Source organism: Streptomyces sp. P9-2B-2, from assembly GCF_030406865.1.
In the GTDB taxonomy this organism is placed as follows: Bacteria; Actinomycetota; Actinomycetes; order Streptomycetales; family Streptomycetaceae; genus Streptomyces; species Streptomyces platensis.
On sequence record NZ_CP129126.1, the window covers coordinates 447,414 to 471,110 of the forward strand.

General features: G+C 68.3%; 16 protein-coding genes and 2 pseudogenes. 13 read left to right on the top strand and 5 right to left on the bottom strand.

Annotated features, from left to right (window positions below):
• Positions 1 to 442 precede the first annotated feature (442 nt).
• The 4 genes and pseudogenes from QT196_RS02115 to QT196_RS02130 form a co-directional block, all read left to right on the top strand.
• Positions 443 to 1,252, top strand: a complete 810-nt coding sequence (locus tag QT196_RS02115; RefSeq protein WP_290354194.1) for an inositol monophosphatase family protein — start codon at positions 443 to 445, stop codon at positions 1,250 to 1,252.
• A gap of 32 nt (positions 1,253 to 1,284) precedes the next feature.
• Positions 1,285 to 3,234: a 1-deoxy-D-xylulose-5-phosphate synthase gene (gene dxs / locus QT196_RS02120; protein WP_168477015.1), complete on the top strand. Its 1,950-nt coding sequence runs from the start codon at positions 1,285 to 1,287 to the stop codon at positions 3,232 to 3,234.
• Positions 3,235 to 3,476: 242 nt separating this feature from the next.
• A pseudogene (locus QT196_RS39330) lies at positions 3,477 to 4,120 on the top strand (transposase family protein); the annotation flags it as partial.
• Positions 4,121 to 4,607: 487 nt separating this feature from the next.
• Positions 4,608 to 5,075, top strand: a pseudogene (locus QT196_RS02130) (IS5 family transposase); the annotation flags it as partial.
• 165 nt (positions 5,076 to 5,240) lie between these two features.
• Here the strand turns inward: QT196_RS02130 and QT196_RS02135 are convergent.
• Together QT196_RS02135 and QT196_RS02140 are read right to left on the bottom strand one after the other, a co-directional pair.
• On the bottom strand, positions 5,241 to 5,666 hold the full coding sequence (locus QT196_RS02135; protein ID WP_168477017.1) for a hypothetical protein: 426 nt from the start codon (positions 5,664 to 5,666) through the stop codon (positions 5,241 to 5,243).
• Between the two features lie 532 nt (positions 5,667 to 6,198).
• Positions 6,199 to 6,453 carry a hypothetical protein gene (locus QT196_RS02140; protein WP_168477019.1) on the bottom strand — a complete coding sequence of 85 codons (255 nt, stop codon included), beginning with the start codon at positions 6,451 to 6,453 and terminating at the stop codon, positions 6,199 to 6,201.
• A gap of 468 nt (positions 6,454 to 6,921) precedes the next feature.
• Here QT196_RS02140 and QT196_RS02145 point away from each other — a divergent pair, with 468 nt between their 5' ends.
• The 3 genes from QT196_RS02145 to QT196_RS02155 all read left to right on the top strand — a co-directional run bounded on the left by QT196_RS02145 (position 6,922) and on the right by QT196_RS02155 (position 10,369).
• Positions 6,922 to 7,248 (top strand): hypothetical protein, encoded by a 327-nt coding sequence (locus QT196_RS02145; RefSeq protein ID WP_248000978.1) that lies wholly within the window; start codon positions 6,922 to 6,924, stop codon positions 7,246 to 7,248.
• Positions 7,249 to 7,895: 647 nt separating this feature from the next.
• Positions 7,896 to 9,476: an FMN-binding glutamate synthase family protein gene (locus QT196_RS02150; RefSeq protein WP_266735372.1), complete on the top strand. Its 1,581-nt coding sequence runs from the start codon at positions 7,896 to 7,898 to the stop codon at positions 9,474 to 9,476.
• Between the two features lie 122 nt (positions 9,477 to 9,598).
• Positions 9,599 to 10,369, top strand: a complete 771-nt coding sequence (locus QT196_RS02155) for an alpha/beta fold hydrolase (RefSeq protein WP_168477021.1) — start codon at positions 9,599 to 9,601, stop codon at positions 10,367 to 10,369.
• A 46-nt stretch (positions 10,370 to 10,415) separates the two neighbouring features.
• Here QT196_RS02155 and QT196_RS02160 read toward each other — a convergent pair whose 3' ends face one another.
• Positions 10,416 to 11,729 carry a cytochrome P450 gene (locus QT196_RS02160; protein WP_290354195.1) on the bottom strand — a complete coding sequence of 438 codons (1,314 nt, stop codon included), beginning with the start codon at positions 11,727 to 11,729 and terminating at the stop codon, positions 10,416 to 10,418.
• 227 nt (positions 11,730 to 11,956) lie between these two features.
• On the bottom strand, positions 11,957 to 13,225 hold the full coding sequence (locus tag QT196_RS02165) for an MFS transporter (RefSeq protein WP_266735365.1): 1,269 nt from the start codon (positions 13,223 to 13,225) through the stop codon (positions 11,957 to 11,959).
• Positions 13,226 to 13,646: 421 nt separating this feature from the next.
• On the opposite strand from QT196_RS02165, the gene QT196_RS02170 reads away from it, so the two are divergent.
• Entirely contained in the window at positions 13,647 to 14,603 is a 957-nt protein-coding gene (locus QT196_RS02170; protein WP_168477025.1) for a helix-turn-helix domain-containing protein, read from the top strand.
• Positions 14,604 to 14,678: 75 nt separating this feature from the next.
• Positions 14,679 to 15,860 (top strand): acyl-CoA dehydrogenase, encoded by a 1,182-nt coding sequence (locus QT196_RS02175; RefSeq protein ID WP_290354196.1) that lies wholly within the window; start codon positions 14,679 to 14,681, stop codon positions 15,858 to 15,860.
• Positions 15,861 to 15,901: 41 nt separating this feature from the next.
• Here the strand turns inward: QT196_RS02175 and QT196_RS02180 are convergent, their stop codons facing one another.
• On the bottom strand, positions 15,902 to 16,882 hold the full coding sequence (locus tag QT196_RS02180; RefSeq protein ID WP_168477027.1) for an AraC family transcriptional regulator: 981 nt from the start codon (positions 16,880 to 16,882) through the stop codon (positions 15,902 to 15,904).
• Positions 16,883 to 17,422: 540 nt separating this feature from the next.
• Between QT196_RS02180 and QT196_RS02185 the strand changes: the two genes are divergently transcribed.
• From QT196_RS02185 to QT196_RS02200, 4 genes are all read left to right on the top strand, one after another.
• Positions 17,423 to 18,643: a styrene monooxygenase/indole monooxygenase family protein gene (locus QT196_RS02185; protein WP_290354197.1), complete on the top strand. Its 1,221-nt coding sequence runs from the start codon at positions 17,423 to 17,425 to the stop codon at positions 18,641 to 18,643.
• A 77-nt stretch (positions 18,644 to 18,720) separates the two neighbouring features.
• Positions 18,721 to 20,445 (top strand): styrene monooxygenase/indole monooxygenase family protein, encoded by a 1,725-nt coding sequence (locus QT196_RS02190; protein ID WP_290354198.1) that lies wholly within the window; start codon positions 18,721 to 18,723, stop codon positions 20,443 to 20,445.
• Positions 20,446 to 20,988: 543 nt separating this feature from the next.
• Positions 20,989 to 22,821, top strand: coding sequence for a GMC family oxidoreductase (locus tag QT196_RS02195; protein WP_168477033.1), 1,833 nt, complete (start codon positions 20,989 to 20,991; stop codon positions 22,819 to 22,821).
• Positions 22,818 to 23,684 carry a hypothetical protein gene (locus QT196_RS02200; RefSeq protein ID WP_168477034.1) on the top strand — a complete coding sequence of 289 codons (867 nt, stop codon included), beginning with the start codon at positions 22,818 to 22,820 and terminating at the stop codon, positions 23,682 to 23,684. The genes QT196_RS02195 and QT196_RS02200 overlap by 4 nt, the downstream gene beginning before the upstream one ends.
• The last annotated feature ends 13 nt before the right edge of the window (positions 23,685 to 23,697 follow it).

Sequence of the window (23,697 nt, forward strand, 5' to 3'; positions counted from 1 at the left end):
GTCCGACGCCATGCGCGAGATGGGCATAGCCACAGCCCATCGACTACCACCAACTCACCCAAATGAAACGACGTCTTGCTCACGTCCGGCCTTGAGACTGTCAAGTCAAACAGCAGCACCTTAAGTCCCCATGAAGGGGAAGTAGATTTGATTGATTCCATCTTCAAGGCTTGAAATCGCGGCAGCGACACAAGAAACATTGCTGCAAATGTCACAATTCGGACGCCATCCCATCCGGCGCGTAACTCGAAGTAACCCCCACCGCCACCAGATCGCAAGCTCGGTCGCCGACAGAGGGTGCTTGCAACCCAATAAATCAGATCAAGACAATCGGTGTCATGTGCACCGACCTCACTGGAAGTGGCTGGCGCGAGATCATTCCGTAAGCAAGAATGGCCACTGAAAGGATTCATTCAGTGACGCGCCGATTTAAGGGGTCTTGATGCGAGAAGACGAAATGCTGGTCACTTCGATGAAGGCAGGCGTGGACTTACCGTACGCAGCCCTGGCATTAGAGGCGGCGAAGGAGGGCGCCAGGGCCATTGATGAGCACGCGGCGGAAGTTCTCCATTCGGTCGCCAGCAAGGGAGCCCGCTACGACCTCGTGACTCGCGCTGACAGAGAAGCAGAGCACGCGATCATCAGCCACCTCTCGGACCGAAGCCCGAGCGACGGAATCCTCGCCGAAGAGACCGGTACGCGGGAGGGGACCTCTGGGCTGCGTTGGGTGATCGACCCCATCGACGGGACCACGAACTTCGTGCACGGGCGACGCGACTTCGCCGTCTCGGTCGGCCTTGAGTCACGCGACGGGATATTTGCGGGTGCCGTGGTTCGGCCTGCTCACGGAGACTGGGCAGCCGCCGAAGGAGACCTGATCTACTCCAGCCTCGAACGCCCGATGACGGTCTCCTCGGTCAAGGTGAACGAAGCCCTGGTCGCAGTCGGCCTGTGCCACGACGCCACCACACGGGCATTCACCTTGCAGCAGATCGTGCCGACCCTGGTCTCCCACGTCCAGGACTGGCGCTGGGTGGGATCCGCCGCCTGCGACCTCTTCTCAATAGCCGACGGCTCGCTCGACGGCTATGTCGGAATCAATCTCAGTATCTGGGATATCGCGGCCGGTATCGCTCTCGTGAAGGCCGCGGGAGGCCATTGCGAAACCATTCGGGCCGGGCAGATCGACGCCTTTCTCGCGGGTTCTCCCGAAGTCGTCACCGGGCTGAAGCACGCCCTCGCCACTCTGTGAATTCCAGAAAAACGATTCAGAAAGGAAATCCCATGACTCAGCTGCTCAATGAGATCAGCTCCCCGAAAGACCTACACAATCTGTCCGAAGGGGAGTTAGAACGCCTCGCCTCAGAGGTACGCACCTTCCTCATCGAGCACGTCTCACAGACTGGTGGTCACCTCGGCCCCAACCTCGGCGTGGTGGAACTCACCCTGGCGCTGCACCGGGTTTTCGAATCCCCCAAGGACTCCATCGTCTGGGACACGGGACACCAGTCCTACGTCCACAAAATTGTCACAGGCCGCCGGGACAGGTTTTCCACCCTCCGTAAGAAGGGCGGCTTGTCGGGTTACCCGTCGCAGGCTGAGTCCGCACACGACCTGGTCGAGAACTCCCACGCCTCCACGGCCCTTTCCTACGCCGACGGGTTGTCCAAGGCGTACGCGCTGCGCGGCGAGGTCGACCGGTGCACGGTGGCAGTCATCGGAGACGGTGCATTGACGGGTGGAATGGCGTGGGAGGCTCTCAACAACATCGCAGCGGCAGGCAACTCCAGGCCTCTGGTGATCGTCGTCAACGACAACGGCCGCTCCTACTCACCCACGGTCGGAGGGCTGGCCCGGCACCTCTCGGCGCTGCGGACCCTGCCGGCGTACGAACGCTTCCTGGCGGCCGGTAAGGAGATTCTCGAAAATACGCCCGTCGTCGGCTCCCCGGTCTACGAGACCCTGCACGGCGTCAAGCAGGGGCTCAAGGGCATCGTGGCACCGCAGGCGCTCTTTGAGGACCTCGGCATCAAGTACGTCGGGCCGATAGACGGGCACAACGTCGCCGAGCTGGAGAACTCCCTGCGTCTTGCCAAGGGATTCGGAAGTCCCGTCATCGTCCACTGCATCACGGAGAAGGGGCGCGGGTTCAGCCCCGCCGAACGAGACGAAGCCGAACGGTTCCACGCAGTGGGAAAGATCGACTCCCGCACAGGCGAAGCGTCCTCGGACGGTTCCCAGTCCTGGACCTCCGTATTCTCTGCGGAAATCGCCGATATCGGCGCGGAGAACCCCAACGTCACCGCCATCACGGCGGCCATGCAAGGGCCGGTCGGACTGAGTGAGTTCGGCAATCGCCACCCTGACCGGTTCTTCGACGTCGGCATCGCAGAACAGCACGCAGTCACCTCGGCGGCCGGCATGGCGATGGCCGGCCTGCATCCCGTCGTCGCCCTCTACTCGACCTTCCTGAACCGGGCCTTCGACCAACTCCTCATGGACGTCGCCCTGCACCAGTGCGGTGTGACGTTCGTACTGGACCGGGCTGGAATCACAGGCAGTGACGGTGCGAGCCACAACGGCATGTGGGACCTGTCCCTGCTCAACATGGTTCCCGGCCTGCGCGTGGCCGTTCCCCGGGACGCCGACACGCTCCGCCAGGAACTCCGCGAGGCTGTCGACGTCACCGACGCGCCGACAGCCCTACGCTTCCCCAAGGGAGCCGTCGAGCCCGCCGTACCCGCGCTCGAACGCAGGCACGGCGTCGACGTGCTGTACGAATCTCGACAGCAGGACGTACTAATCGTCGGCGTGGGCGCTATGGCAGGCCCCTGCGCGCGGGTGGCGCGCCAGCTCTCCGACGACGGAGTCAACGCCACGGTGATCGACCCCAGGTGGGTCAAGCCGGTTCCAGAGGGGCTCATTCGCCTGGCCCGCGGATTCCGTCACGTCGTCACCGTGGAGGACAGCGGACGCATGGGAGGCGTGGGCGCAGCCGTAACGCAGGCACTGCGTGATGCCGGATTCACTGCTCCGGTCCAAGTGATCGGCATTCCTCAACAGTTCCTCGACCACGGCTCACGCAGTGAGCTCCTCGCGGAACTGCAACTCACCGAGGATGCCCTGCACAAAGCGATCCATGAACGCGTCGACTTCGCCCTGGGCGAAAACGGACCCTTTCACCAAGGGGTGGGAACTCCGAGCACCGCAGTGCCAATTACTGACAATGCCTAACAAACTATGCCATTCGGCGCCTTCGATAGCCTGCTGGTGTAGGGATCGTTGAGCGGCTGGTGCCGGATGAACTGTGGGAGTTGTTTCTGCGGGTAGCTCCGGAGGCGCCGACCACCCGAAATGGGGGCGGCTGGCGCGCCGCCGGTACGGTGACCGGAAAGTGCTGCTGCCATCGTGTTTCGTGGCCATGTAGTGCTGCGTAAAGCGTGTTGCAGAAGGCTGCGCAACGGGCATTTCCCTGTATGTGCGGGGAGTTGAGGGCTGAGCCGCTGTGGGTGGAGACGTTCACGGTCTGCGGATGCGGCAGTTCGAGCGGTTGTTAAAGGTGGTGCGGGAGCGGGGTGGCAACGGCCCGGGTGTCCGCCGCCCACGGATCGAGTGCTGTTGGTGGCTGTGTACTACCGCACGAATCTCACGATGCGGCAGCTCGCGCCACTGTTCGGCTGTTCACCGGCAACCGTGTGTCGAGTCATACAGCGGCTGAGTCCACTCCTCGCCCTTGAGCCGGCAACGCGTCCCGCCGACGCGGCGGAACGGTTATGGATCGTGGACGGCACGTTGATCCCGGTCCGGGACCGGAGCGTCGGTGCTTCCTCCCGCAACTACTGGTTCTCGGCGAATGTACAGGTCATCATCGACGCGCATACAAGTCTGGTGATTGCCACCGCTCGGCCCGTTCCGGGCAACAGGGCCGACGCCCGTGCGTGGCGGGAGTCCGGCCTGGCCCAGCACCTGTGCGGGCGTGACCGTGCTCGGTGACTGAGCGTACATCAATACAGACCTCGTCGTCCCGCACCGCAAACGCCCTGGCCGGCCACTGCTGCCCGGCGAGGAAGCCAACAATGCTGAGCACCGGCGCGTGAGAGCCCGCGTGGAGCACGCGTTGTCCGTTCGAAGCACGTTCCGCTGGACTACTCGGTGGTGCTTCACCGTGGGCTCTCGTGATCAGCCTGCCTCGGGCCATCCTCACCGTTGATGTGATGGCGCTCCTCGCGGCTCGTTCCTCCGCCAGGACGAACAGCTCGGCACTCCGTCGACTGTGGAGAGGCATTTGGGAGCCCCGGATACTTCTCAAGCTCCATAAGAGCTTCCCGTTACAGGGTTCATGGGAGGCCGTCGGCCACTGCTTCGGGCGGCTCCGGGTCCCGCCTGAATGGCCGTGGACGGCGCCGAACGAGACGGAAGCTGAGACGGCCCACGGCGCAGAGCCTCATTCGAGGAGCTCGGACCGCTCTCGAGCTCAGTCGTCTAGCTTGCCTTCCTCCAGATGGCTATGACCGGCAGCATGTCCAGCCCCAGCATCATGCTCTCCAGGAACTTGGGTTTGCGTTGGAGCGGGTGACGGGAATCGATCCCGCGCTGAGCTTGGGAATCACGAACGGACAAATGGCGGACTGAGCAGCAAGATCCATCTGGCCTGCGACGGATGGCGGCAGCCCCTGGCCTTCACCCTGACGGGCGGGAACGTCAACGACTGCACGCAGTTCGAGGCCGTCCTGGAGCGAATTCGGGTGGCCCGGCCGGGCCGGGGCCGTCCGCGGAAGCGGCCGGTTCGGGTGGTGGCGGACAAGGGGTATTCCGCCCGCGGAATCCGGGCCTACCTGAGGCGTCGGGGCATTTCCTGCACGATTCCTGAGCGCACCGACCAGATCGCCGGACGTCGACGACGCGGCGAACCACTGTGCCGGCTCGACCGCACCGTCTACCGCCGCCACAACGTGGTTGAACGATGCTTCAACCGACTCCAGCAGAGCAAGGCCCTCGCCACCCGCTACGACAAACACGCCCTCCGCTACAATTTCATGGTCGCCATCGCCTGCCTGGGACTATGGCTGCCCTGACTTTGCGGACACGCCCTAGCCCTGTCCGGCCGATCTTCCCGGGGCCGCGACGACAGTTACGGCGCCTCGCTCCGTTGTCGGAGCCGCCCGAGTACGCCCAGTACGAGGACGATCCTCCGCCTTGCTCCGCAGCTCGCCTCCCCCTTGTTGTCCTGCACTACCTCATCAGCAGCCCGGGAACGTCGCCGCCGGGGTTTCGAAGGTCCCTTGCCCCTTGACCTTGATCAGGCCAACGGCCTTTTTGCAGGGCCAGCTCATCTTCCAGGTGCTGGTGGCCCGGTCGCCGTCACTGATGGTCTCCAGCCTGTCGTACGACGATGCACCGCCCATGCGATACCCGAGTTGCGCCTTGATGTTCGAGCCGCCCCTTTTGGTGTAGAAGACATCGATGGACTGGGGCCGGCTGTTCATGGCGATGCAGAGTTGTCCCTTGCTCAAGGTGGTGCACTTGACATGGTCCGACCCTGACATCACTTTCTGCGACGCGTGGGTGGGCGACGCCTCCGCTCCAGCCGCATGAGCCGGAACAGTGAGAAGCGAGAAGCCGACGGCCGCACACGCGGCGGCTGCCATTGAGGCACGACGAATCATGGAAATCCCCCCGTTCAGTGGTTTTCTGACGGTACAAAGGATCAATCACTGGCACGATCTATTTTCGGACTAGTTTCAGCCTTGTTCGAGCCGAAGGCAGGAGGATGTCGCATTGGTCCGCGCATCCCCTGACATGGCCGTGAAGCCGGAAACGGTGGCGTCGGGACCCGGAAAGGCCGAGGAGATCGCAGCGCTCGGATCCTGAATCCGGCCGATGTGCCACCCCTGACCGGCAGGCCGCTCTTGCGGCTGTACGACCGTCGCCGACTTTGATGCATGTCCTGGTCGGTCGACTCCCGCTGAGCGGTCTTCCGGGGAGAGCCTCAGTGGGCCACGACCGCCTGGAACGCGCGGGTTTCACTCCGGATGACGACGGCGTCCACCAGCTGCCGATGGGCGAACACGAACAGACCCGTCAGGCACTGCAGCAGCTTCGCCAGACCGCCCGAGACCTTGAGTTCGTCGTCGTCCTGAATGCCCAGCTCTACCGCGGAGACGCGCCGCCAAGATCGCGCAACAGTTGCCCGGATGGTCAGTCGAGATGCAGCAGGAGGAGCAGGCCACCCACGAGGGCAATGGGAAGCCCCAGAGCACGGAGAAACCCCGCCCGGACGAAAGGCACTGGTACGTACGGCGTCTCAAGGCGCCCGTTTGCCCAGAGCATTTCGCGGTGCCGGTCAGCTGCCTTCTTTTGCGCTCGCTCGCACCTGCGGCGAATCAGGCCGCCGACGTCGAACAGCACGGTGGCCCCCACCGCTATGTGCACCATCGCAATCCCCATGCCCATGGCGAAGAGCCTATGACGCATGGAGCGGGGTACCGCCCAAATGCTGGCGCAGACGAGTTCGTCTGGGCGCCGCCGTCCACGCGGGGCCTGGGTCAGTTGGCCGCGATGGTCCGACTGCGACGGACGACGGGCACGGCGTTCGCCCGCGCGCTGGAGCGGGTGGACGAGACCGGCGCGTCCAGCTCAGCAGGCGGCGGGGCCCACTGCCCTGACCAGCATCACCGCCGGTACCGGGCCCTTCGCCGTGGCCACGCCCGCCTTCTTCTAAACCCTGCGCCGCACCGAACTCAGCGCCGCCGACGGTGCAGGCCCGCTGCTTCGGACCCGGCGGCCGATCAGACAGCTCGAAGACAGCTGATGAGCAGCCGTAGTGGCGTCGAACTGAGAGGTTGCACGCACGCGGTACTTACGCCGATATGAGTCATCACGCCCATGCGGCATCGGTCGCGGGCCACTTAGTTTCAGGGCATGAACTCCGATGAGCGACCCGAGGAAGCCCAGGTCGGGCATGGGGATTCGGGCATGGTCTCGCTGGTACTGGGCTCGGCCGCTCTTGCGCTGTACGGGAGTCCGCTACTCCACTTCCTGCCGCCGTGGGTCCGCTACCTCCCCGTGTACCTCACCGTGCCCCTCGGGATCTGCGCGATGGTTTTCGGATTCACTGTTCTGCACCGAATGCGGGGCGATCAGGGAGCCAACCGTCGTCGGGCACGGGCTGGAGTGGCACTGGGCACGGTAGCCCTCGCGATCCCCGTCATCGTGGTGGTATGGCTGGAGTGGTCACTACAGCGGTGACGGGCCACGGTGTCCTACATATGTGCCGTTGGTGGGCGGCTTGCACCTCTGACTTCCTCGCATGTGCTCTGCACAGTCCCGGTTTCGCCAACCGGGGACCGTCTACTACGTATCGCGTCGAGCCACGGGATTCGCACGCAGCCACTGCATTTTTTGGTTTCGGGCTCGGTTTCGGTTTCGGTCAGGAAGCCGGCCGGTACGGCCGGAGAGCGGGAGTAACGCTGTCAGCGACGAGCACCAGGAGCTCGTCGTCCATGAGTCGGTCGAGGTTGCCGGCAGCGGCACGTCCGGAAGCAGCAACGATGTGGGCGATGGGCCGGGTCGCAGTCGCTGCTCCTTGGGCCGCGGTCTCTGCGACGAGACCGTCCGGCAGCCCTTGCCTCCCCCGGCCCGGTCGGCGCTCAGACGTTACGTCCGTTACGTCGCGTTAGACGAGCATCACCGCGCATAGCCCGTTCCGACGCGCCTGGACCACCCACCACCGGGAAGACCACCCCACCCGCGACCCGCCATCCTGGCGAGCCCCTAATATCGTCTGGCGTCCTCCGACGGACGCTGACGCCCGCTGGGTCGTGCCTGTGCCCAACGCCCAACACGACGGCTCCACCGCTTGGCAATGGAGTCGAGCATCGAGGAGAGGAACGTTCATGCGCGCCCGGAGCATCGCTACGGCCACCGCAACAGCATTGGCGCTGGTGGCCGCTCGTGACCTTGTCCAGAAGAAGCACGCACTGCTCCGGAACTTCCCCGTGCTCGGGCACGCCCGGTACCTGTTGGAGACGATCGGGCCGGAGCTGCGGCAGTACATAGTGACCTCCAACGACGAGGAGCGCCCGTTCAGCCGCGACCAGCGCACCTGGATCTACGCGTCGGCGAAGGGGGAGAACAACTACTTCGGGTTCGGAACCGACAACGACGTCGAGCACACGCAGGGGCACGCCTACCTGAAGCAGCGCACGTTCGCCGGCGCGCTGCCCGACGTGCACGACCCGCAGGCCCCACTGCCGTCAGCCAAGGTCCTGGGCGGGCCGCGCGGGCGCGCCAAGGCGTTCCGGCCGGCGAGCGTGGTGAACATCTCGGCGATGAGTTTCGGGTCGCTCTCCGGCGCGGCGATCACCGCGCTCAACAAGGGCGCGGCGCTGGCGGGCACCCTGCACAACACGGGTGAGGGCGGTCTCTCGCCGTACCACCGCAACGGCGGCGATCTCGTCCTTCAAATCGGTACGTCCTACTTCGGCTGCCGCAACGAGGACGGCAGCTTCAACATCGACAAGCTCAAGGACGTGGTCGCCGGCGCCCCGGTCAAGGCGATCGAGATCAAGCTCTCCCAGGGTGCCAAGCCCGGGCTGGGCGGAATGCTGCCGGGCGCGAAGGTGACCCCGGAAATCGCCGAGATCCGCGGCATCCCGCGCGGCGAGGACTGCGCCTCCCCGTCGCGACACACCGCGTTCGGCGACGTCGACTCGATGCTCGACTTCGTCGAACTGCTCGCCGCCGAGACCGGACTGCCGGTCGGGATCAAGAGCGCGGTGGGCGAGATGGAGTTCTGGCAGGAGCTGGCCACGCTGATGGCGCGTGGTGACCGTGGTGTCGACTTCGTGACCATCGACGGTGGCGAGGGCGGCACCGGGGCGGCACCGCTCACCTTCTCCGACTCGGTGTCACTGCCCTTCCGGATGGGCTTCTCCCGGGTCTACGGCGCCTTCGCCGAGCGGGAGCTGACCGACGACCTGACCTTCATCGCCTCCGGCAAGCTCGGCCTGCCCGAGAACGCCGCGGTCGCCTTCGCTCTGGGTGCCGACATGATCAACGTGGCCCGTGAGGCGATGCTGTCGATCGGCTGCATCCAGGCGCAGAAGTGCCACACCGACAAGTGCCCCACCGGCATCGCCACCCAGAGCCCGTGGCTGGCCCGCGGCCTCGACCCGGCCTCGAAGGCCACCCGGGCCGCCGTCTACCTGCGCACCCTCCGCAAGGAGCTGCTGAAGGTCTCGTCGGCCGTCGGCGTCGCCCACCCGGCGCTCATCACGGCCACGGACATCGAGATCATGAACGGCGACTACGAGGCCCGCACCCTGGCCGGCGTCTACGGCTACAAGGACGGCTGGGGCGAGCTGGGCCCGCAGCTCGCCAAGGAGATCACCGCGCTGCTCACCACCGAGCAGCCCTCTGACCAGTCCTCCGATCAGTCCGCTGAGCAGTCCTCCGATCAGAAGCCGACCGACTGACGTGCCGATCACGGCAGGCACCACGCTCGCCTCTCCCCTGCCCGGTGCGCGCGCGTGGTGCCGGCCGGTGGCACTCTTGTCTTCCCTGCTCCACGAACAGCCCCTGCCTAGGTGATCACAACATGAGCGAAAAAGTGCGATTCCCGAGCGTCGTCGGCCCCGAACTGGCCGGAGCGATCGACCTGCCGGAGGGCGAGATCCGCGGCTGGGGGATCTTCGTGCACGGATTCACCCTCGGCAAGGGCTCGCCGGCCGCGTCGCGCGTCAGCAAGCAGCTGGCACGCGAGGGGATCGGCATGCTGCGGTTCGACAACCTCGGGATCGGGGACTCCGACGGCGACTGGGGGGACGGTTCCTTCACCGTCAAGGTGCAGGACACGATCCGTGCCGCAGCCATGATGGCGGAGCGAGGTACTCCGGCAGACCTGCTGGTGGGGCACTCATGGGGAGGCGCGGCCGTCCTCGCCGCGGCGGCCGAGGCCACCGGCGTCCGCGCGGTCGCCACGATCGGGGCGCCGGTCGATCCCAGCCACGTCGAGCGACAGTACGACGCGGTCGTGGACCGCGTGCTCAGTGACGGGTCGCACGAGTGGTTCGTCGGCGGGAGGACCCTGGTCCTCAAGCGTGCCTTCGTCGAAGACGTCCGCCGTGCTCATCTGCGGGACCGGATCGGCGAGTTGGACCTGCCGCTGCTCGTCCTGCATTCGCCGACCGACAACACCGTCGACATCGACAACGCCGGAGAGATCTTCCGCGAGGCACGACACCCGCGAAGCTTCGTCTCACTCGAAGGAGCGGACCACTTCCTGACCGCCCGAGGACAAGCACAGCGAGCCGCCCGCATCATCAGCGCCTGGGCAGACCAGTACATCCACGGGTCACGGGCTCGGTGACCTCGTCGCTGAGCAGCGCGTCCGACCCGGACCCACCGAACACGCCCTAAAGGTCCCGTGGCCGCACCATCATCCGGATCCCGTCCCGTGCCCAGAGCACGAACCGTTCCACCGGCGTCACTTCGTGGCCCGGCGCGGGCCGAAAGCGCAGGTGCTTGAGGAGGACGGCCAGGACGAGCTGGGCCTCGAGCGTGGCCAGAGCGGCGCCCTCGCAGCTGCGTGGCCCGATCCCGAAGGGGACGTACGCGAGCCTCGGCCGCTTGGCCACCTCCTGCGGCGTGAACCTTTCGGGGTCGAACCGCTCCGGCTCGGGCCAGTGCTCAGGGTTCAGGTGCACCGCCCAGAACGGATAGAACACCGTCGTCCCGGCCGCAATCTCGTACGGGCCCAGAACCAGGTCCTCGGTCGTCTCGCGTGCGCCGTACGGGCCTGGCGGGAACAGGCGCATCGACTCCTTGAGCACCATGTCCAGATACCTGAGCCGCCGCAGATCACCGTAATCGGGCGTGGCGCGCTCGCCCAACACCTGGTCCAGTTCGGCGGCGACGCGATCGGCCACGTCGGGATGCCGGCCCAGCAGGTGCAGCGTCCACGAGACGGCGACGCCGGTGGTGTGGTGGGCGGCGAGCAGCGTCACCATCACGGTGTCCCGGATCCGCGCAGGGCTCTGACCGGCCTCGACGAGCGCCCCGATCAGGTCGCTGCGGTCGGTGCGGCCGCCCGAGCGGTGCGCCGCCACCACGCGATCGACCGTCGCGCGCAGATAGGCAAGGGCCACCTCGGCCCGCTCCGCCGAGCGCGGGTCGGCCCGCGGCACTTGGTAGAGCCGCCCTAGGTGCTCGGTGAGCACCTCCTCGAACGCGGCGACGACGCGGTCCGTGTCGGTTTCCGCGCCGCCGAGCGCGAACCCGCAGATCATACGGAGCGATAGTGCGGTCAACTCCTTCTGCAACTCGACGGGTTCGCCGTCGTCCTGCCCTGCCCAGCGGTCCGCGAGTTCCCGCGCCAGCTCGGCGAAGCGCGCGAAGTGCCGCTCGTGAGCCGGCCGTCCGGCGAGCACCGAGAGCAGTAGTCGGCGCCAGGGGGTGTGCTCGTCGGCGGGTAGCACTTGCAGGTTGCCGGCCTCGCACAGCGGGCCCAGGAACGCGAACAGCGCCTCGGGCCGCGTGTCGAGGTGCGCCGTGGCCTCCAGAAGCACGGGATCGGCGACTGACACTGCCGTGTCCGCGCCCGGCAGTTGGAAGCGCACTACGGGTCCGTACGCCTCGTGCAGGCGTAACTGGTACCGGTGCAGCCCGCCCGCAGCCGCAACGGCGCTCAGCCCGCCGTCCTCCTGGTGCTCGGGTCCGGGGATGCGCATGACGGTGCCTCCTGTCCCACGTCCTGCCCTCGGGTCGGTGCCGAGGGACCCGTCAACTCGCCCTTGCCTCAGCCAGTTTCCCCCCGTTCCTGCTTCCCTACCTCACGGCGGGTCCGGGTCGTCCGGAAGCTCTCGTGGCCGGGAGGTGCTGGACCTCGTAGAGCGAGACCCCGCCCTGTCCGGTGCCGTCGACGGTGTGATCGGCCTCGGCTGACGTGGGGACTGGCTCAGCGGCTCCTCGCGGTGGCGGCGATGGCGGGGAGGATGGCCAGGGAGAGGACGCCGCCGGTGAGGGCGAGGATGGGGTAGCCGGCGGCGGAGACGACGAGGCCGGAGGCCAGGCCGCCGGTGGTGCCGGCGAGGGCGATGGCGACGTCGACGGTGCCCTGGGTCTTGGCGCGGGTCGCGAGGGGTACGGCATCGGTGATGATCGCGGTGCCGGAGACGAGGCCGAGGTTCCAGCCGAGGCCGAGCAGGGCCAGGGCGAGGGCGAGCAGGGCGACGGAGTCGGCGGGGGCGAGGGCGGCGAGGAGTCCGGCGGCCAGCAGGACGAGGCCGGAGGCGGCGGCGATGGTGCGGCGGCCGAGGGTGTCGACGAGGCGGCCGGTCAGCGGGGAGGGCAGGTACATCGAGCCGACGTGGAGGGCGATGACGAGGCCGGAGGCGGCGGTGCCGTGACCGTGGTCGTGCATGTGGACCGGCGTCATCGTCATGATCGCGACCATGACGAGCTGGGAGAGGATCATGACCAGGGCGCCCAGGACCACCCCGCCGCTCGTGGCCCCCGGCGCAGACGGGTCGGTCTCCTTGCCGGTCTGGGCCTGCGGACCGTCGGGGTGGGTGTCGGCCGTGGTGCGGGCGAGGAGGAGGGGGTCGGGGCGCAGCCAGACGGCTAGGACCAGGGCAGCCAGCGCGTAGGCGGCGCCGGCCAGGAGGAAGGGCCCGGCCAGGTACGGGATGCCGAGGGTTTCGCCGAGGGCGCCGGTGGGGGCGGCGAGGTTGGGGCCGACGACGCCGCCGAGCGTGGTGGCGACCAGGACGGTGGAGACGGCGCGGGCGCGGTGGGCGGGGGCGGCGAGGTCGGCTCCGGCGTAGCGGGCCTGGAGGTTGGTGGCGGTTCCCGCGCCGTAGACGAACAGCGCGAGGAAAAGCAGGACGGGCTGGTCGAGGACGGCGGCGGCGATGACACCGGCGGAGCCGATCGCGCCGGCGAGGTATCCGGCGGCGAGTCCGGGGCGTCGTCCCTTGGCTTGGGATATCCGGCCGACGGAGATGGCGGCCAGGGCGCTCCCGGCGGCGAACAGGGCGCTGGGCAGTCCGGCCAGACCGGTGGTGCCGAGCATGTCCTGGGCGAGGAGGGCGCCGACGGTGACCCCGGCGGCCAGGCCCGCGCCGCTGAAGATCTGGGAGATGACCAGGACGGTCAGGATGCGGCGCTGTGCCCCGACGGTGTCGGGCCCGGCGGCTATCGTGCCGGTGGCTTCAAGGCTGGTCATCTCTCTCCAGGGCAATCGGGGCAGGCCGAAGGGCCAAGGGTGTCGGTGGAGTACCGGTGGTGCAGGGTGCACACCGGCCCGCGGGTCCGTGCGACCGGGGTCGGTGCTCGTTCCGGGCGGCGGCAGCGCGGGCGGTGCCACCGGCAACACCGGGGACCGGCCCGGGCCGCCTCGTCGCCGGGCGACTCCCAGGCCGGCACCGGGGCCGGCCCCCGCCCACTGAGCCGCGCCTCCTGCACAGACCGGCGCGCTGCGGCGCCGCTGCCCGCCGAACCAGTCACGCCCACAACCGACCGGGCGGGCCTGACGAGGGGGGAATGCTCCGTGTCGTTCATGGCATCGAGTATTTGACCTGGGCTTCTCCTCAGACAGTGGCACCAGTGCCCTTGTACCGCAAAATCCTGCCAGGTACGGTGGCCGCATGCTCAGAACGGTCGCCGTGGTGGTGATGGACGGCTCCTCCGCCTTCGAACTCGGCCTCATCTGCGAGGTGTTCGGCATCGACCGGACCGACGAGGGTGTGCCCCGCTTCGACTTCCGGGTCTGCGGCGAGCACCCCGGCCGGCCGCTGCGCTCCACCGGCTTCGGCATCGTGGCCGGGTACGGGCTCGACGCGGCGGCCGAGGCCGACCTGGTGGCCGTACCCGGCGTATCCGGGGGGCCGCCGGACGCCGTCCCGCCCGCGGTGCTGGACGCGCTGCGCGCGGCAGCGGCCCGAGGCGCCACCCTGCTCTCCGTCTGCTGCGGCGCCTACCTGCTGGCCGAGGCAGGGCTGCTGGACGGCCGGCGTTGCACCACGCACTGGAAGCACGTGGACGACTTCCGTTCCCGCTACCCAGCCGCCAAGACCGACCCGGACGTGCTCTTCGTGGACGAGGGCCGCGTCATCACCAGCGCGGGCACCGCCGCCGGGATGGATGCCTGCCTGCACCTGGTGCGCCGCGAGCTGGGCTCGGCAGTGGCCAACGTGATTGCCCGCCGCATGGTCGTGCCTCCCCAACGGGACGGCGGGCAGCGGCAGTTCATCGACCTGCCGCTGCCGCAGGCACAGGGCGACAGCCTGCAGCCGGTCCTCGACTGGATGCTGGACCACCTCACCGAGGAGTTCAGCGCCGCAGAACTCGCGCGCCGGGCGCGGATGTCGGAACGCACCTTCGCCCGCCGCTTCGTGGCCGAGACCGGCACCACCCCGCTGCGCTGGCTGACGCTACAGCGCGTACTGCACGCACGTCGCCTGCTGGAGGAGACGTCCTCGGGCATGGAGGAGATCGCCCACACCTGCGGACTGGGCTCGGCCGCGCTGATGCGGCACCACTTCCGCCGCGTGGTGGGCGTGACGCCCGCTGACTACCGCAGGTCGTTCAGCTCCAGTCCCTAGGGCAGGTCGAGGAACGGCCCGGTTCTGCCCTTATGGTGACGCTGACTCAATACTGATGGCGAGGAGCTATCATCCATGGCGGTCTCGATCGGATTGCATGTCAGCCCGGACTTTCCCGCGATGCTCGAGCGGATCGACGCACTTGGCGGGGTGCTTGAGGCGGACGCGGACGCCGCCGAGGAACTCGGCCGACTCACCGAGGACGTCGCGCGGGCGTTGCTGGGTGCTGGTGTCGTGCGGGCCGCACTGCCGCAGAGCCTCGGCGGCTACGAATTCTCCCCACGCCAATTGATAGAGACGGTCGAGCGGGTCAGCTACCACGATTCCGCGGCCGGTTGGACGATGATGGCGCTGCAGTTGATGACCGGCACCACTGCGGCCTATCTCGATGGCGTTGCGGCGGCCGACTTGTTCCCGGATGTCGCGGGTGGGGACCACGCGTTGTTGGCTGGGCACGGCACCCGGCCCGGCCGGGCCGTCCCGGTGGAGGGTGGCTATCTGGTGAGCGGCAGTTGGCAGTTCGCCTCCGGCATGGCGCACGCCACCCATATCCACAGTGCGATCCAGGTCGAGGGCACCGGGGAGCTGAGGGTGCTGGCGATGCCGAAGTCGCAGGTGGAACTCGTCGACAACTGGGATGTGCTGGGGCTGCGTGCGACGCACAGTATTGATTACCACTGCGCCGGTGAGTTTGTCCCCGCGACGCACACGTATGTCGCCACGACGACGAACCCCGCCAACGGCGGCGCGATCTACCGCCTCGGATTGGTCAACATGTCCGCAATCGGACACACCGGTTGGGCGCTCGGTGTCGGGCGGCGCCTGCTCGATGAACTGAAGTTGGTCGCCGCGGCGAAATCCGGCACGCGTAACGCCGCCGTCGACACCACGCAGTTCCACGCGGAGTACGCGGCCGCCGAAGCCAAGCTTCGTTCGGCGCGGGCGTGGGCGATGGAGGTATGGCGAGGGATCGAAGAAAGCCTGGATGCAGGCGAGTTGACGAGCACCGAGCAGGACACTCTGCTCAGGCTGGCGCTCAACCACGCGACATGGACCGTGCAAGAGGTAGGTCAGACGGTGCACCGATGGGCGGGGACGGCGGCGATCCGGCGCGGGCCGATCGACCGGTTTCTGCGTGATCTCGGCACAGGTACCCAGCACATCACCTCAAGCCCCACGGTCCTGCAGAACTGCGGGAAATGGCTCAGCGGCGCGCAACCCCAAGCGCACTGGGAATTCCTCGACTTGACGCCGTGACCGATCAGGTCGGCGTACGGCGGATCCACGCCGAACTTCCCCTATGACCGCAACGTCTCCGAAGGCGACTCCCCGAACTGTTGGCGGTACGCGAGGGAGAAACGGCCCGGGTGCAGGAAGCCCCAGCGGGAGGCGACGGCGGTCACGGTCACGGCACCCGGGTCGGAGGCCAGGAGTTCCTTGCGTACTCGGTCCAGGCGGACCTCGCGCAGGTACGCGAGCGGTGTGGTGTCGAGGTGCCGGCGGAAGCCCTCCTGAAGGGCCCGTACGCCGACGCCCACGCATTCCGCGATCTCCGCGACCGTGAGCGGCTCGGCGGCGTGGCCTTCGATGACCTCCATGGCGCGGCGGACCGCGGGCGGTGCGACGCGCGGCTGTTCGCCGAGGAGCGCCGACGTGTAGTTGTGGGGCTGGGCCATCAACAGCTGGGTCATGAGGAGTGATTCAAGCTGTTTTGTCACGAGGGGCTGGCTCCTCATCCCACCAGGCCCCTCCGCCTCCCGGCGCATGAGATCGACGATGTTGAGCCAGGAGCGGGAGCCCGGTGTCGTGAGGTTCATGCCGAGTGAGAAGAAGATCGGGCGGCGCACGGTGCGGCCGAGCAAACTGCCCAGGTGCGATTCCAGCGACGATCGGTCGAACCACACGATCAGCTGCGGATTGCCGTCACCCCAGCGCATGTCCAACTTTCCGGTCGGAGAGGGGACAGAAGCGAGTTCCGGGGAGGAAATGATCTCCTCGCGGCCGCAGGTGATTTCGGCGTAACCGGCGAGCGGTATCTGGACGAGGAAAAAGCTCTCCAGATCGCCCGGTGTAATCCGGACTTCCGTTCCGTAATCGAGGTAATAGAGACCTGTCCGATCGAAGGGTGCGCCGTGCAGCCGGGCGTCGAGCGTCGCCGAGCGCCGCGTGATGCGCAGGTCATGGGGACAGAAGGCGCGGCCGACCTCGGCCCGCGCCTCCCAAATGTCCGCTGTATGGAACAGCTGGTGATTTGCGAGAGGGGAATTTTCAGCGGGCATGTAAACCTCCACCGCCGAGATGCGCGATCGGGACAGCAACCCGCGTGATCCGGATAGCGAAGGTGATCTTGCCATACCAAGATTGACCCCTGACCGCCGCGGACCCGAGAGATCCTGGGAATCAACAATGCAGGGAGTGCCGGGCCGGACTGCGCTCGTCAGAGGCGGAGTCACGCCCAGCGGACAGCCCGTCGCATGCGCGCTGCGCGTATTACGCGCGACCGACGCGACGAGGGCCGCAAAGGCCGTACCCCCGCACGTCGCGGCACCCTTGCCGCTGCTGCCCCGGCCCACCGATTCGGCGGGGCTCCTCTCGCCGGCAGGGTCACCCGGGGCCCATCCCCCGGCCCTACGGGTGACCCGGCCTCCCGCGGCTGCCCGCCAGACCCCCCTCTGGCGGGCAGCCGCATTCCACACAACCGCCACACCCACCCGTTGACGCCGCCACGTGCCGAAACGCTCGCACAGAGCACGACACCGCACGGCGCCACACGGCACCGCTCAAAAACCGCACGCCCCGAACCCCCGGAGTACCCCCTCATGCGCAAGATCACCATCGTCGGAGCCGGCCAGGCCGGTCTCCAGCTCGGCATCGGCCTGGTCGACCACGGTTTTGACGTCACCGTCGTGTCCAACCGCACCGGAGACCAGATCCGCGAGGGCCGGGTCATGTCCAGCCAGGCCATGTTCGGCACCGCGCTGGCCCACGAGCGCAACCTCGGCCTCGACTTCTGGGGCGACGCCTGCCCGTCGATCGACGGTCTCGGCGTGAGCATCGCCGACGGCCAGGGCGGCCGGGCGCTCTCCTTCGACGCCCGCCTCGACGCCACCGCACGCTCCATCGACCAGCGCGTCAAGATGCCACTCTGGATGGGCGAGTTCGCGCGCCGCGGCGGCCGTCTGGAACTCTGTGAGGCCGGCATCGAGGACCTGGAGCGCTACGCCGCCGAGTCCGACCTGGTGATCGTCGCGGCCGGCAAGGGCGAGATCGCGGGGCTGTTCGAGCGGGACGCCATGCGTTCCCCGTACGACGCTCCGCAGCGCGCGCTGGCCCTGGCGTACGTCACCGGCATGGCACCGCTGCCCGACCGCCCCGGCGTCAGCTTCAATGTCATCCCCGGTGTGGGTGAGTACTTCACCATGCCCAGCCTCACCACCAGCGGCCCCTGCGACATCATGTTCTTCGAGGGTGTCCCGGGTGGCCCGCTCGACTGCTTCGACGGGCTCACCCCCCACCAGCAGCTGGCGAAGTTCCAGGAGCTGCTGCGGACGTACGTTCCGTGGGAGGCCGAGCGCTGTACCGATGTCACGCTCACCGACTTGAACGGCACCCTCGCGGGACGCTTCGCGCCGACCGTCCGCAAGCCCGTCGCCACGCTGCCCTCCGGCGCGCAGGTGCTCGGCCTCGCCGACGTCGTCGTCCTCAACGACCCGATCACCGGCCAGGGGTCCAACAACGCCTCGAAGTGCGCGGCCTCCTACCTCGCCAGCATCCTGGACCACGGCGAACGCCCGTACGACGCCGCGTTCCTGGAGCTGGCCTTCGGCCGCTTCTGGGACAACTCGGAGGCCGCCACGACCTGGACCAACGCGATGCTCGGCGCCCCGCCACAGCACGTCCTGGAGCTCTTCGGCGCGGCGAGCGCCAACTCCCGTATCGCCGCCCGCTTCGTCAACGGCTTCGACGACCCGCGCGACTTGTTCCGCTGGTTCATGGACCCGGTGGCCGCGAAGAACTACCTGACCGAGGTCGGCGCCTGATCAGCCGTCAAGAGCGGGCCCACAGCTACTGACGTGACGTCAGTGATGGATACGTAACGAGAGCAGGACAGCAGGACATGAGAAGGATCGCGGTGGTCGGAGCCGGGCAGGCGGGTGCCCAACTCGCTCTGGGACTCCAGGCGCACGGCTATGACGTCACCTTGGTCACCGACCGTGACCCCGACGAGATACGTCGCGGCCCGGTCATGTCCAGCCAGTGCATGTTCGACACCGCGCTCCAGAGCGAGCGCGAACTCGGCCTGCACCACTGGGAGGACCAGGCTCCGGACATCTCCGGCATCGCGTTCTCTCTCATCGGTCCGCACGGTGCTCCGGACGTCTCCTGGCGCGCTCCACTGGAGGGTCCTGCCCACTCCGTCGACCAGCGGGTGAAGTGTGCCGCCTGGGTCGAGCAGTTCGCGGACGGCGACCGCGGCGAGATCGTACTGCACGAGGCGGGTGTCAACGACCTCGAGTGGTACGCCCGTACGCACGATCTCGTCGTGGTCTCCACGGGCAAGGGCGAGCTGAGCCAACTCTTCCCGCGCAACTCCGAACTCTCCCCGTACGACCGGCCGCGCCGTGCGCTGGCTCTGACGTATGTCACGGGAACGGCACCGCGGGAGGGGGAGGACGCCGTCCACTACCGCATGGTCCCCGGCGTCGGCGAATACATCTCCTTCCCGGCCCTCACCACCACCGGACCCTGCGACATCATGGTCTTCGAGGGTGTCCCCGGCGGCCCGATGGACTGCTGGGACGACATCCGCACGCCTGAGGGCCACCTCGCCCGCTCACTGGAAATCCTCCGCCGGTTCTTCCCCGACGAATACGAGCGCTGCCGGCACGCCCGGCTCACCGACAGCGGCGGCGTATTGCGCGGGAGACTCACTCCCACCGTCCGGCACCCCGTCGCCCGCCTGGCCTCCGGCCGGCACGTCCTCGGTATGGCCGACGCCGTCGTCCTCAACGATCCGATCACCGGTCAGGGTTCGAACAACGCGGCCCAGGCCGCGGCCCACTACCTCGACAGCATCCTCCGCCACGGCACCGCCGAATTCACCCCGCAGTGGATGCAGCGCACCTTCGACAACTTCTGGCGCGGCTGGGCTCAATGGGCCGTCGGCTGGACCAACTCTCTCCTGACCGACCTGAACCCCCATCACCGTGACCTTCTGACAGCGGCGGCCGAAGTCCCCTCCGTCGCCGGCGCCCTCGCCGCCGGATTCGACGACCCGCGCACCCTCTACCGCTGGTGGTTCGAGGAGGCCGAGGCACACCGCTTCCTCGCCGAGAAGCGCGCCCAGCACGCCGCCCGCTTCGACGGCCGCGAGCTTCGCCGCGCGTTGGGTCAGTACGCCACCGGCGTGACCGTGGTGACGGCCCGCGCCCCCGACGGCCGCAACGTCGGCATGACCGCGAACTCCTTCACCTCCGTCTCGTTGAACCCGCCCCTCGTCCTGTGGTGCCCCGGCAAAAACAGCCCGAGCCTCCCGGACTTCACCGACGCCTCGCACTTCGCCGTCCACATACTGGCCGCCGACCAGCACCACCTCTCCCGCCAGTTCGCCACCCCGGCCGACGACAAATTCCGCGGTACCCCCACCACCCCCGGCATCGCCGGCACTCCCCTCCTGGACGGCGCGGTCGCCCGCTTCCAGTGCCGCACCGTCCAACGCCTCGACGCCGGCGACCACATCATCTTCCTCGGCGAAGTCGAACAGTACGAGGCCGACGGCGGCACCCCTCTGGTGTTCCACTCGGGGTACTACCAGGTGGCGACGAAGCATCCGGATATGTGAAAACGTCCTCCGGGCCGATACCGCTTTCCTTCCCACCGGTGGTGGCTTGCGCGGGCGACGAAGCCCGCGGTAGCCGTACTCAGCCTCCGTGTGTGGAACAAGCCAATCGCGCAGCGACGCAACATGATCGCCGGGCCTTCGGGGCACGGTTCGCCTTGTGCGGACTTCAACTGACGAAACGGACGACTTCACTGAGCTGTCGGCGCAGCTGACCGGGTTCGACGACGACTGCATTCGCGCGACGGGGCTCGTCGAGGTGTACAGGGCCGTGGCGGTGGAGCAGCTCGGGACGGACCTCTTCGAGCGGCTTCTGGGCGCGCAGGGTCGGCCGACGGGGGAGCTGAACGATGACCTGTTAGATGCCGCCCGTGCGGTAACTTTCCTGTGGTACACGGGCAGTTGGCAGGGTCCACCGCCGTTCGTGGTGTCACCGGCCTCCTACGCCCATGGACTCGCCTGGAGGGCGGCCGGGCTCGCGGCCCCTGCTACTGCACCTGCTGGGTACGGGAGTTGGGCCGAGCGGCCAACTGAGTCGGAGGTCCGGTGAGCCGGTACGACGTGATCGTCGTGGGGGCGGGCGTCGCGGGCTCGCTCGTCGCGCAGCGACTCGGTCGGCACGGTCGCCGTGTCCTGGTCCTGGAAGCCGGCCCGAACGCCGCCGAGGCCGGTACGGGCGAACCGGACCCTCTCACCACATACCTGACGGCGTCCGCGAAGGTCCCCGGCTCCGCTTACCGGCCCGAGCCCGCCGCAGCCTGGCCCGAGGTGACCGACCTCGTGGGCACGGATGAGGCCCCTGGCTTCCAAGCGGGCGGACACCTGCTCCAGAACGGCCCGCTGCCGTACGCCAGCAGCTATGTCCGTGTCAACGGCGGCACCGGCAACGTATGGACCGGTCTGGCGCCGCGCATGCTGCCGGAGGACTTCGACACCGAAGCCTTCGGATACGGCCGGCGCTGGCCGCTCACGTACGACGACCTGGAGCCCTACTACCGTGCGGCCGAAGAGGAGCTGGGCGTGGCGGCCGACGCCGCCGAGCTACGCGCACACGCGGGGCTGCCGCTCCCCGACGGCTACGTCTTCCCCATGCGCCCCCTCCCCGCCAGCTACCTGGACCGGGTCCTGGCAGCACGCCTCGACGGGCGACGCGTCAAGGACCCGGTCGCCCTGAGCGAGACGGCACTGCGGGTGGTCGGCACCCCGCACGCCCGCAACAGCACCCCCGATCCCGCGTACGACCACGGACGGGGCTACGTTCCACGCGGAGCGCACGGGAGGCCGGATCCGGCCAACCGGTGCGTGGGCAACGCTTCGTGCATCCCGCATTGCCCCGCCTATGCGAAGTACACCCCGCTCAAGACGCAGGGGCGCTGGAGCGCCTCGGTCTCCCTCCGGGACCGGGCCGTCGTCAGCCGCGTCCTCGTCGACGGGAGCGGCCGGACCACGGGCGTCGAGTACCGGGCTTACGACGGCACGGCGGCGGTTGCGCGGGCCGATGTCGTGGTGCTCGCCGCACACACCGTCGAGAACGCCCGGCTGCTCCTGCTGTCCCGGCTCGCCGACCGCAGCGGCCAGGTCGGCCGCAACCTGATGGACCACCCCGTCCTGCTGACCTGGGGCCTGATGCCGCACGCCGTTGGCCCCTACCGCGGGCCCGGCTCCACCTCGGGCTTCGAGGGCTTCCGCACCGGGCCCGGGCGCCGGCTGCGGGCGCCGTTCCGAATCGAGATCGGCAACTGGGGATGGGTCTGGGCCAAGGGCCCCGTCGACGGCGAGGTGGCCCGGCTCCTCACCGAGCAGGGGCTGTTCGGTGCGGAGCTGCGGAGCGCCGTGGGCGACGGGATCAGCCGCCAGTTCGCCCTGCAGTTCGAGATGGAGCAGAGCGCCGACCCCGCCAACCGTGTCACCCTCCACCCGCACGAGCGCGACGCGCTCGGGCTGCCCCGGCCTCTGGTCACGTACGACCTCGCAGGCCACGTCAAGGACGGCATGGCCGCCGCACGGGCGGTCTCCGACCAGATCTTCGCGCTGCTCGGCGCCGAGGACCACACCGACTACGCACCCGCAGCGGCCTGGCCCGGCCGCTTCTCCCACGGCGGCCGTACCTACGGATACCGCGGCGCGGGGCACGCCGCCGGCACCCACATCATGGGCGACTCCCCCACCACCTCGGTGGTCGACTCCTGGCAGCGCTGCTGGGACCACCCCGGGCTGTACGCCGTCGGCTGCGGCAGCATGCCGTCGATCGCCACCTCCAACCCGACCCTGACCATGGCCGCCCTCGCTCTGCGCAGTGCCGAACGCATCGAGGCGGACCTCGTCGCACGCGACCGCCCCACCCCGCTCACCCCGAGAACCCCAGGAGCGCCCGCATGAGCCCGCTGTCCTTGCCGCCGGTCCCCGAGCCCTTCCAACTGCCGTTCCACTACGGGGCCTTGCATCACCTGGGCATCGACTGGCTGGTCGCTCCGGAGCCGGTCCGTGAGCTGCTCGCCAAGCAGCACCCCGACCTGTCCGCGGCCGAGTTCGACGGGCGGGCGCTGGTGTCGTTCAACTACCAGCTGTACTTCGCCCAGTACGCGTTCGGCGGTGGCGTCACCCAGGAGATCGAGTACAACGTCATCGCCTTCCCGACCGCCGAGAGCGACCGGATCCCGCAGCTGACCTACGCGCAGTACGCGCAGGGGTGGGACCAGACGAAACTGCTCGGCATCGCCCGCATCCACGTCCTGTGCGACAACCCGTTCGCCATCGGCGCCGGGCGCGCCCTGTACGCGGAACCGAAGTACCCCGGTTGGTTCGAGGTCGACTTGCCCTCTCTGAACGGGCCCACGGGCGAGACGTGGACGGTGCACGGCAAGGCGGCCGACGCCGGCCCGGACGGAATCCTGGAGAAGAGGGAAACTTTGCTGTTCTCCCTCACGGCCGCACTGGACGACATCGCCGCCTCCCCCGCCAACAACACCCCCATCACGGGCTACGGCACCTGCCCGGACGGTCGGGTACTCGCCGGCCCCATGAACGTCTACCAGCCCTACCGCTGGTACGACCTCAGCGCCCCGGAGCACGCCGACCGCGTGCACCTGACCGTCCACGCTCCGGACCACGACCTCGGCCGGGGCATCCGCTCACTCGTCAGCGACACCCCGGCCGCCGGCGCCTGGACCTACCAGTCACCCCCGGTGGCCGCTCACAACCGCCCCTACTACCTGCCCACCCGGCGTCCCGCCGACCGCTGATGAACGGGGCGTG

Coding starts and splice junctions, on each gene's coding strand:
- QT196_RS02115 (WP_290354194.1), top strand. CDS start 443: ATGCGAGAAGACGAAATGCTGGTCACTTCGATGAAGGCAGGCGTGGAC.
- dxs (WP_168477015.1), top strand. CDS start 1,285: ATGACTCAGCTGCTCAATGAGATCAGCTCCCCGAAAGACCTACACAAT.
- QT196_RS02135 (WP_168477017.1), bottom strand. CDS start 5,666: ATGATTCGTCGTGCCTCAATGGCAGCCGCCGCGTGTGCGGCCGTCGGC.
- QT196_RS02140 (WP_168477019.1), bottom strand. CDS start 6,453: ATGGGCATGGGGATTGCGATGGTGCACATAGCGGTGGGGGCCACCGTG.
- QT196_RS02145 (WP_248000978.1), top strand. CDS start 6,922: ATGAACTCCGATGAGCGACCCGAGGAAGCCCAGGTCGGGCATGGGGAT.
- QT196_RS02150 (WP_266735372.1), top strand. CDS start 7,896: ATGCGCGCCCGGAGCATCGCTACGGCCACCGCAACAGCATTGGCGCTG.
- QT196_RS02155 (WP_168477021.1), top strand. CDS start 9,599: ATGAGCGAAAAAGTGCGATTCCCGAGCGTCGTCGGCCCCGAACTGGCC.
- QT196_RS02160 (WP_290354195.1), bottom strand. CDS start 11,729: ATGCGCATCCCCGGACCCGAGCACCAGGAGGACGGCGGGCTGAGCGCC.
- QT196_RS02165 (WP_266735365.1), bottom strand. CDS start 13,225: ATGACCAGCCTTGAAGCCACCGGCACGATAGCCGCCGGGCCCGACACC.
- QT196_RS02170 (WP_168477025.1), top strand. CDS start 13,647: ATGCTCAGAACGGTCGCCGTGGTGGTGATGGACGGCTCCTCCGCCTTC.
- QT196_RS02175 (WP_290354196.1), top strand. CDS start 14,679: ATGGCGGTCTCGATCGGATTGCATGTCAGCCCGGACTTTCCCGCGATG.
- QT196_RS02180 (WP_168477027.1), bottom strand. CDS start 16,882: ATGCCCGCTGAAAATTCCCCTCTCGCAAATCACCAGCTGTTCCATACA.
- QT196_RS02185 (WP_290354197.1), top strand. CDS start 17,423: ATGCGCAAGATCACCATCGTCGGAGCCGGCCAGGCCGGTCTCCAGCTC.
- QT196_RS02190 (WP_290354198.1), top strand. CDS start 18,721: ATGAGAAGGATCGCGGTGGTCGGAGCCGGGCAGGCGGGTGCCCAACTC.
- QT196_RS02200 (WP_168477034.1), top strand. CDS start 22,818: ATGAGCCCGCTGTCCTTGCCGCCGGTCCCCGAGCCCTTCCAACTGCCG.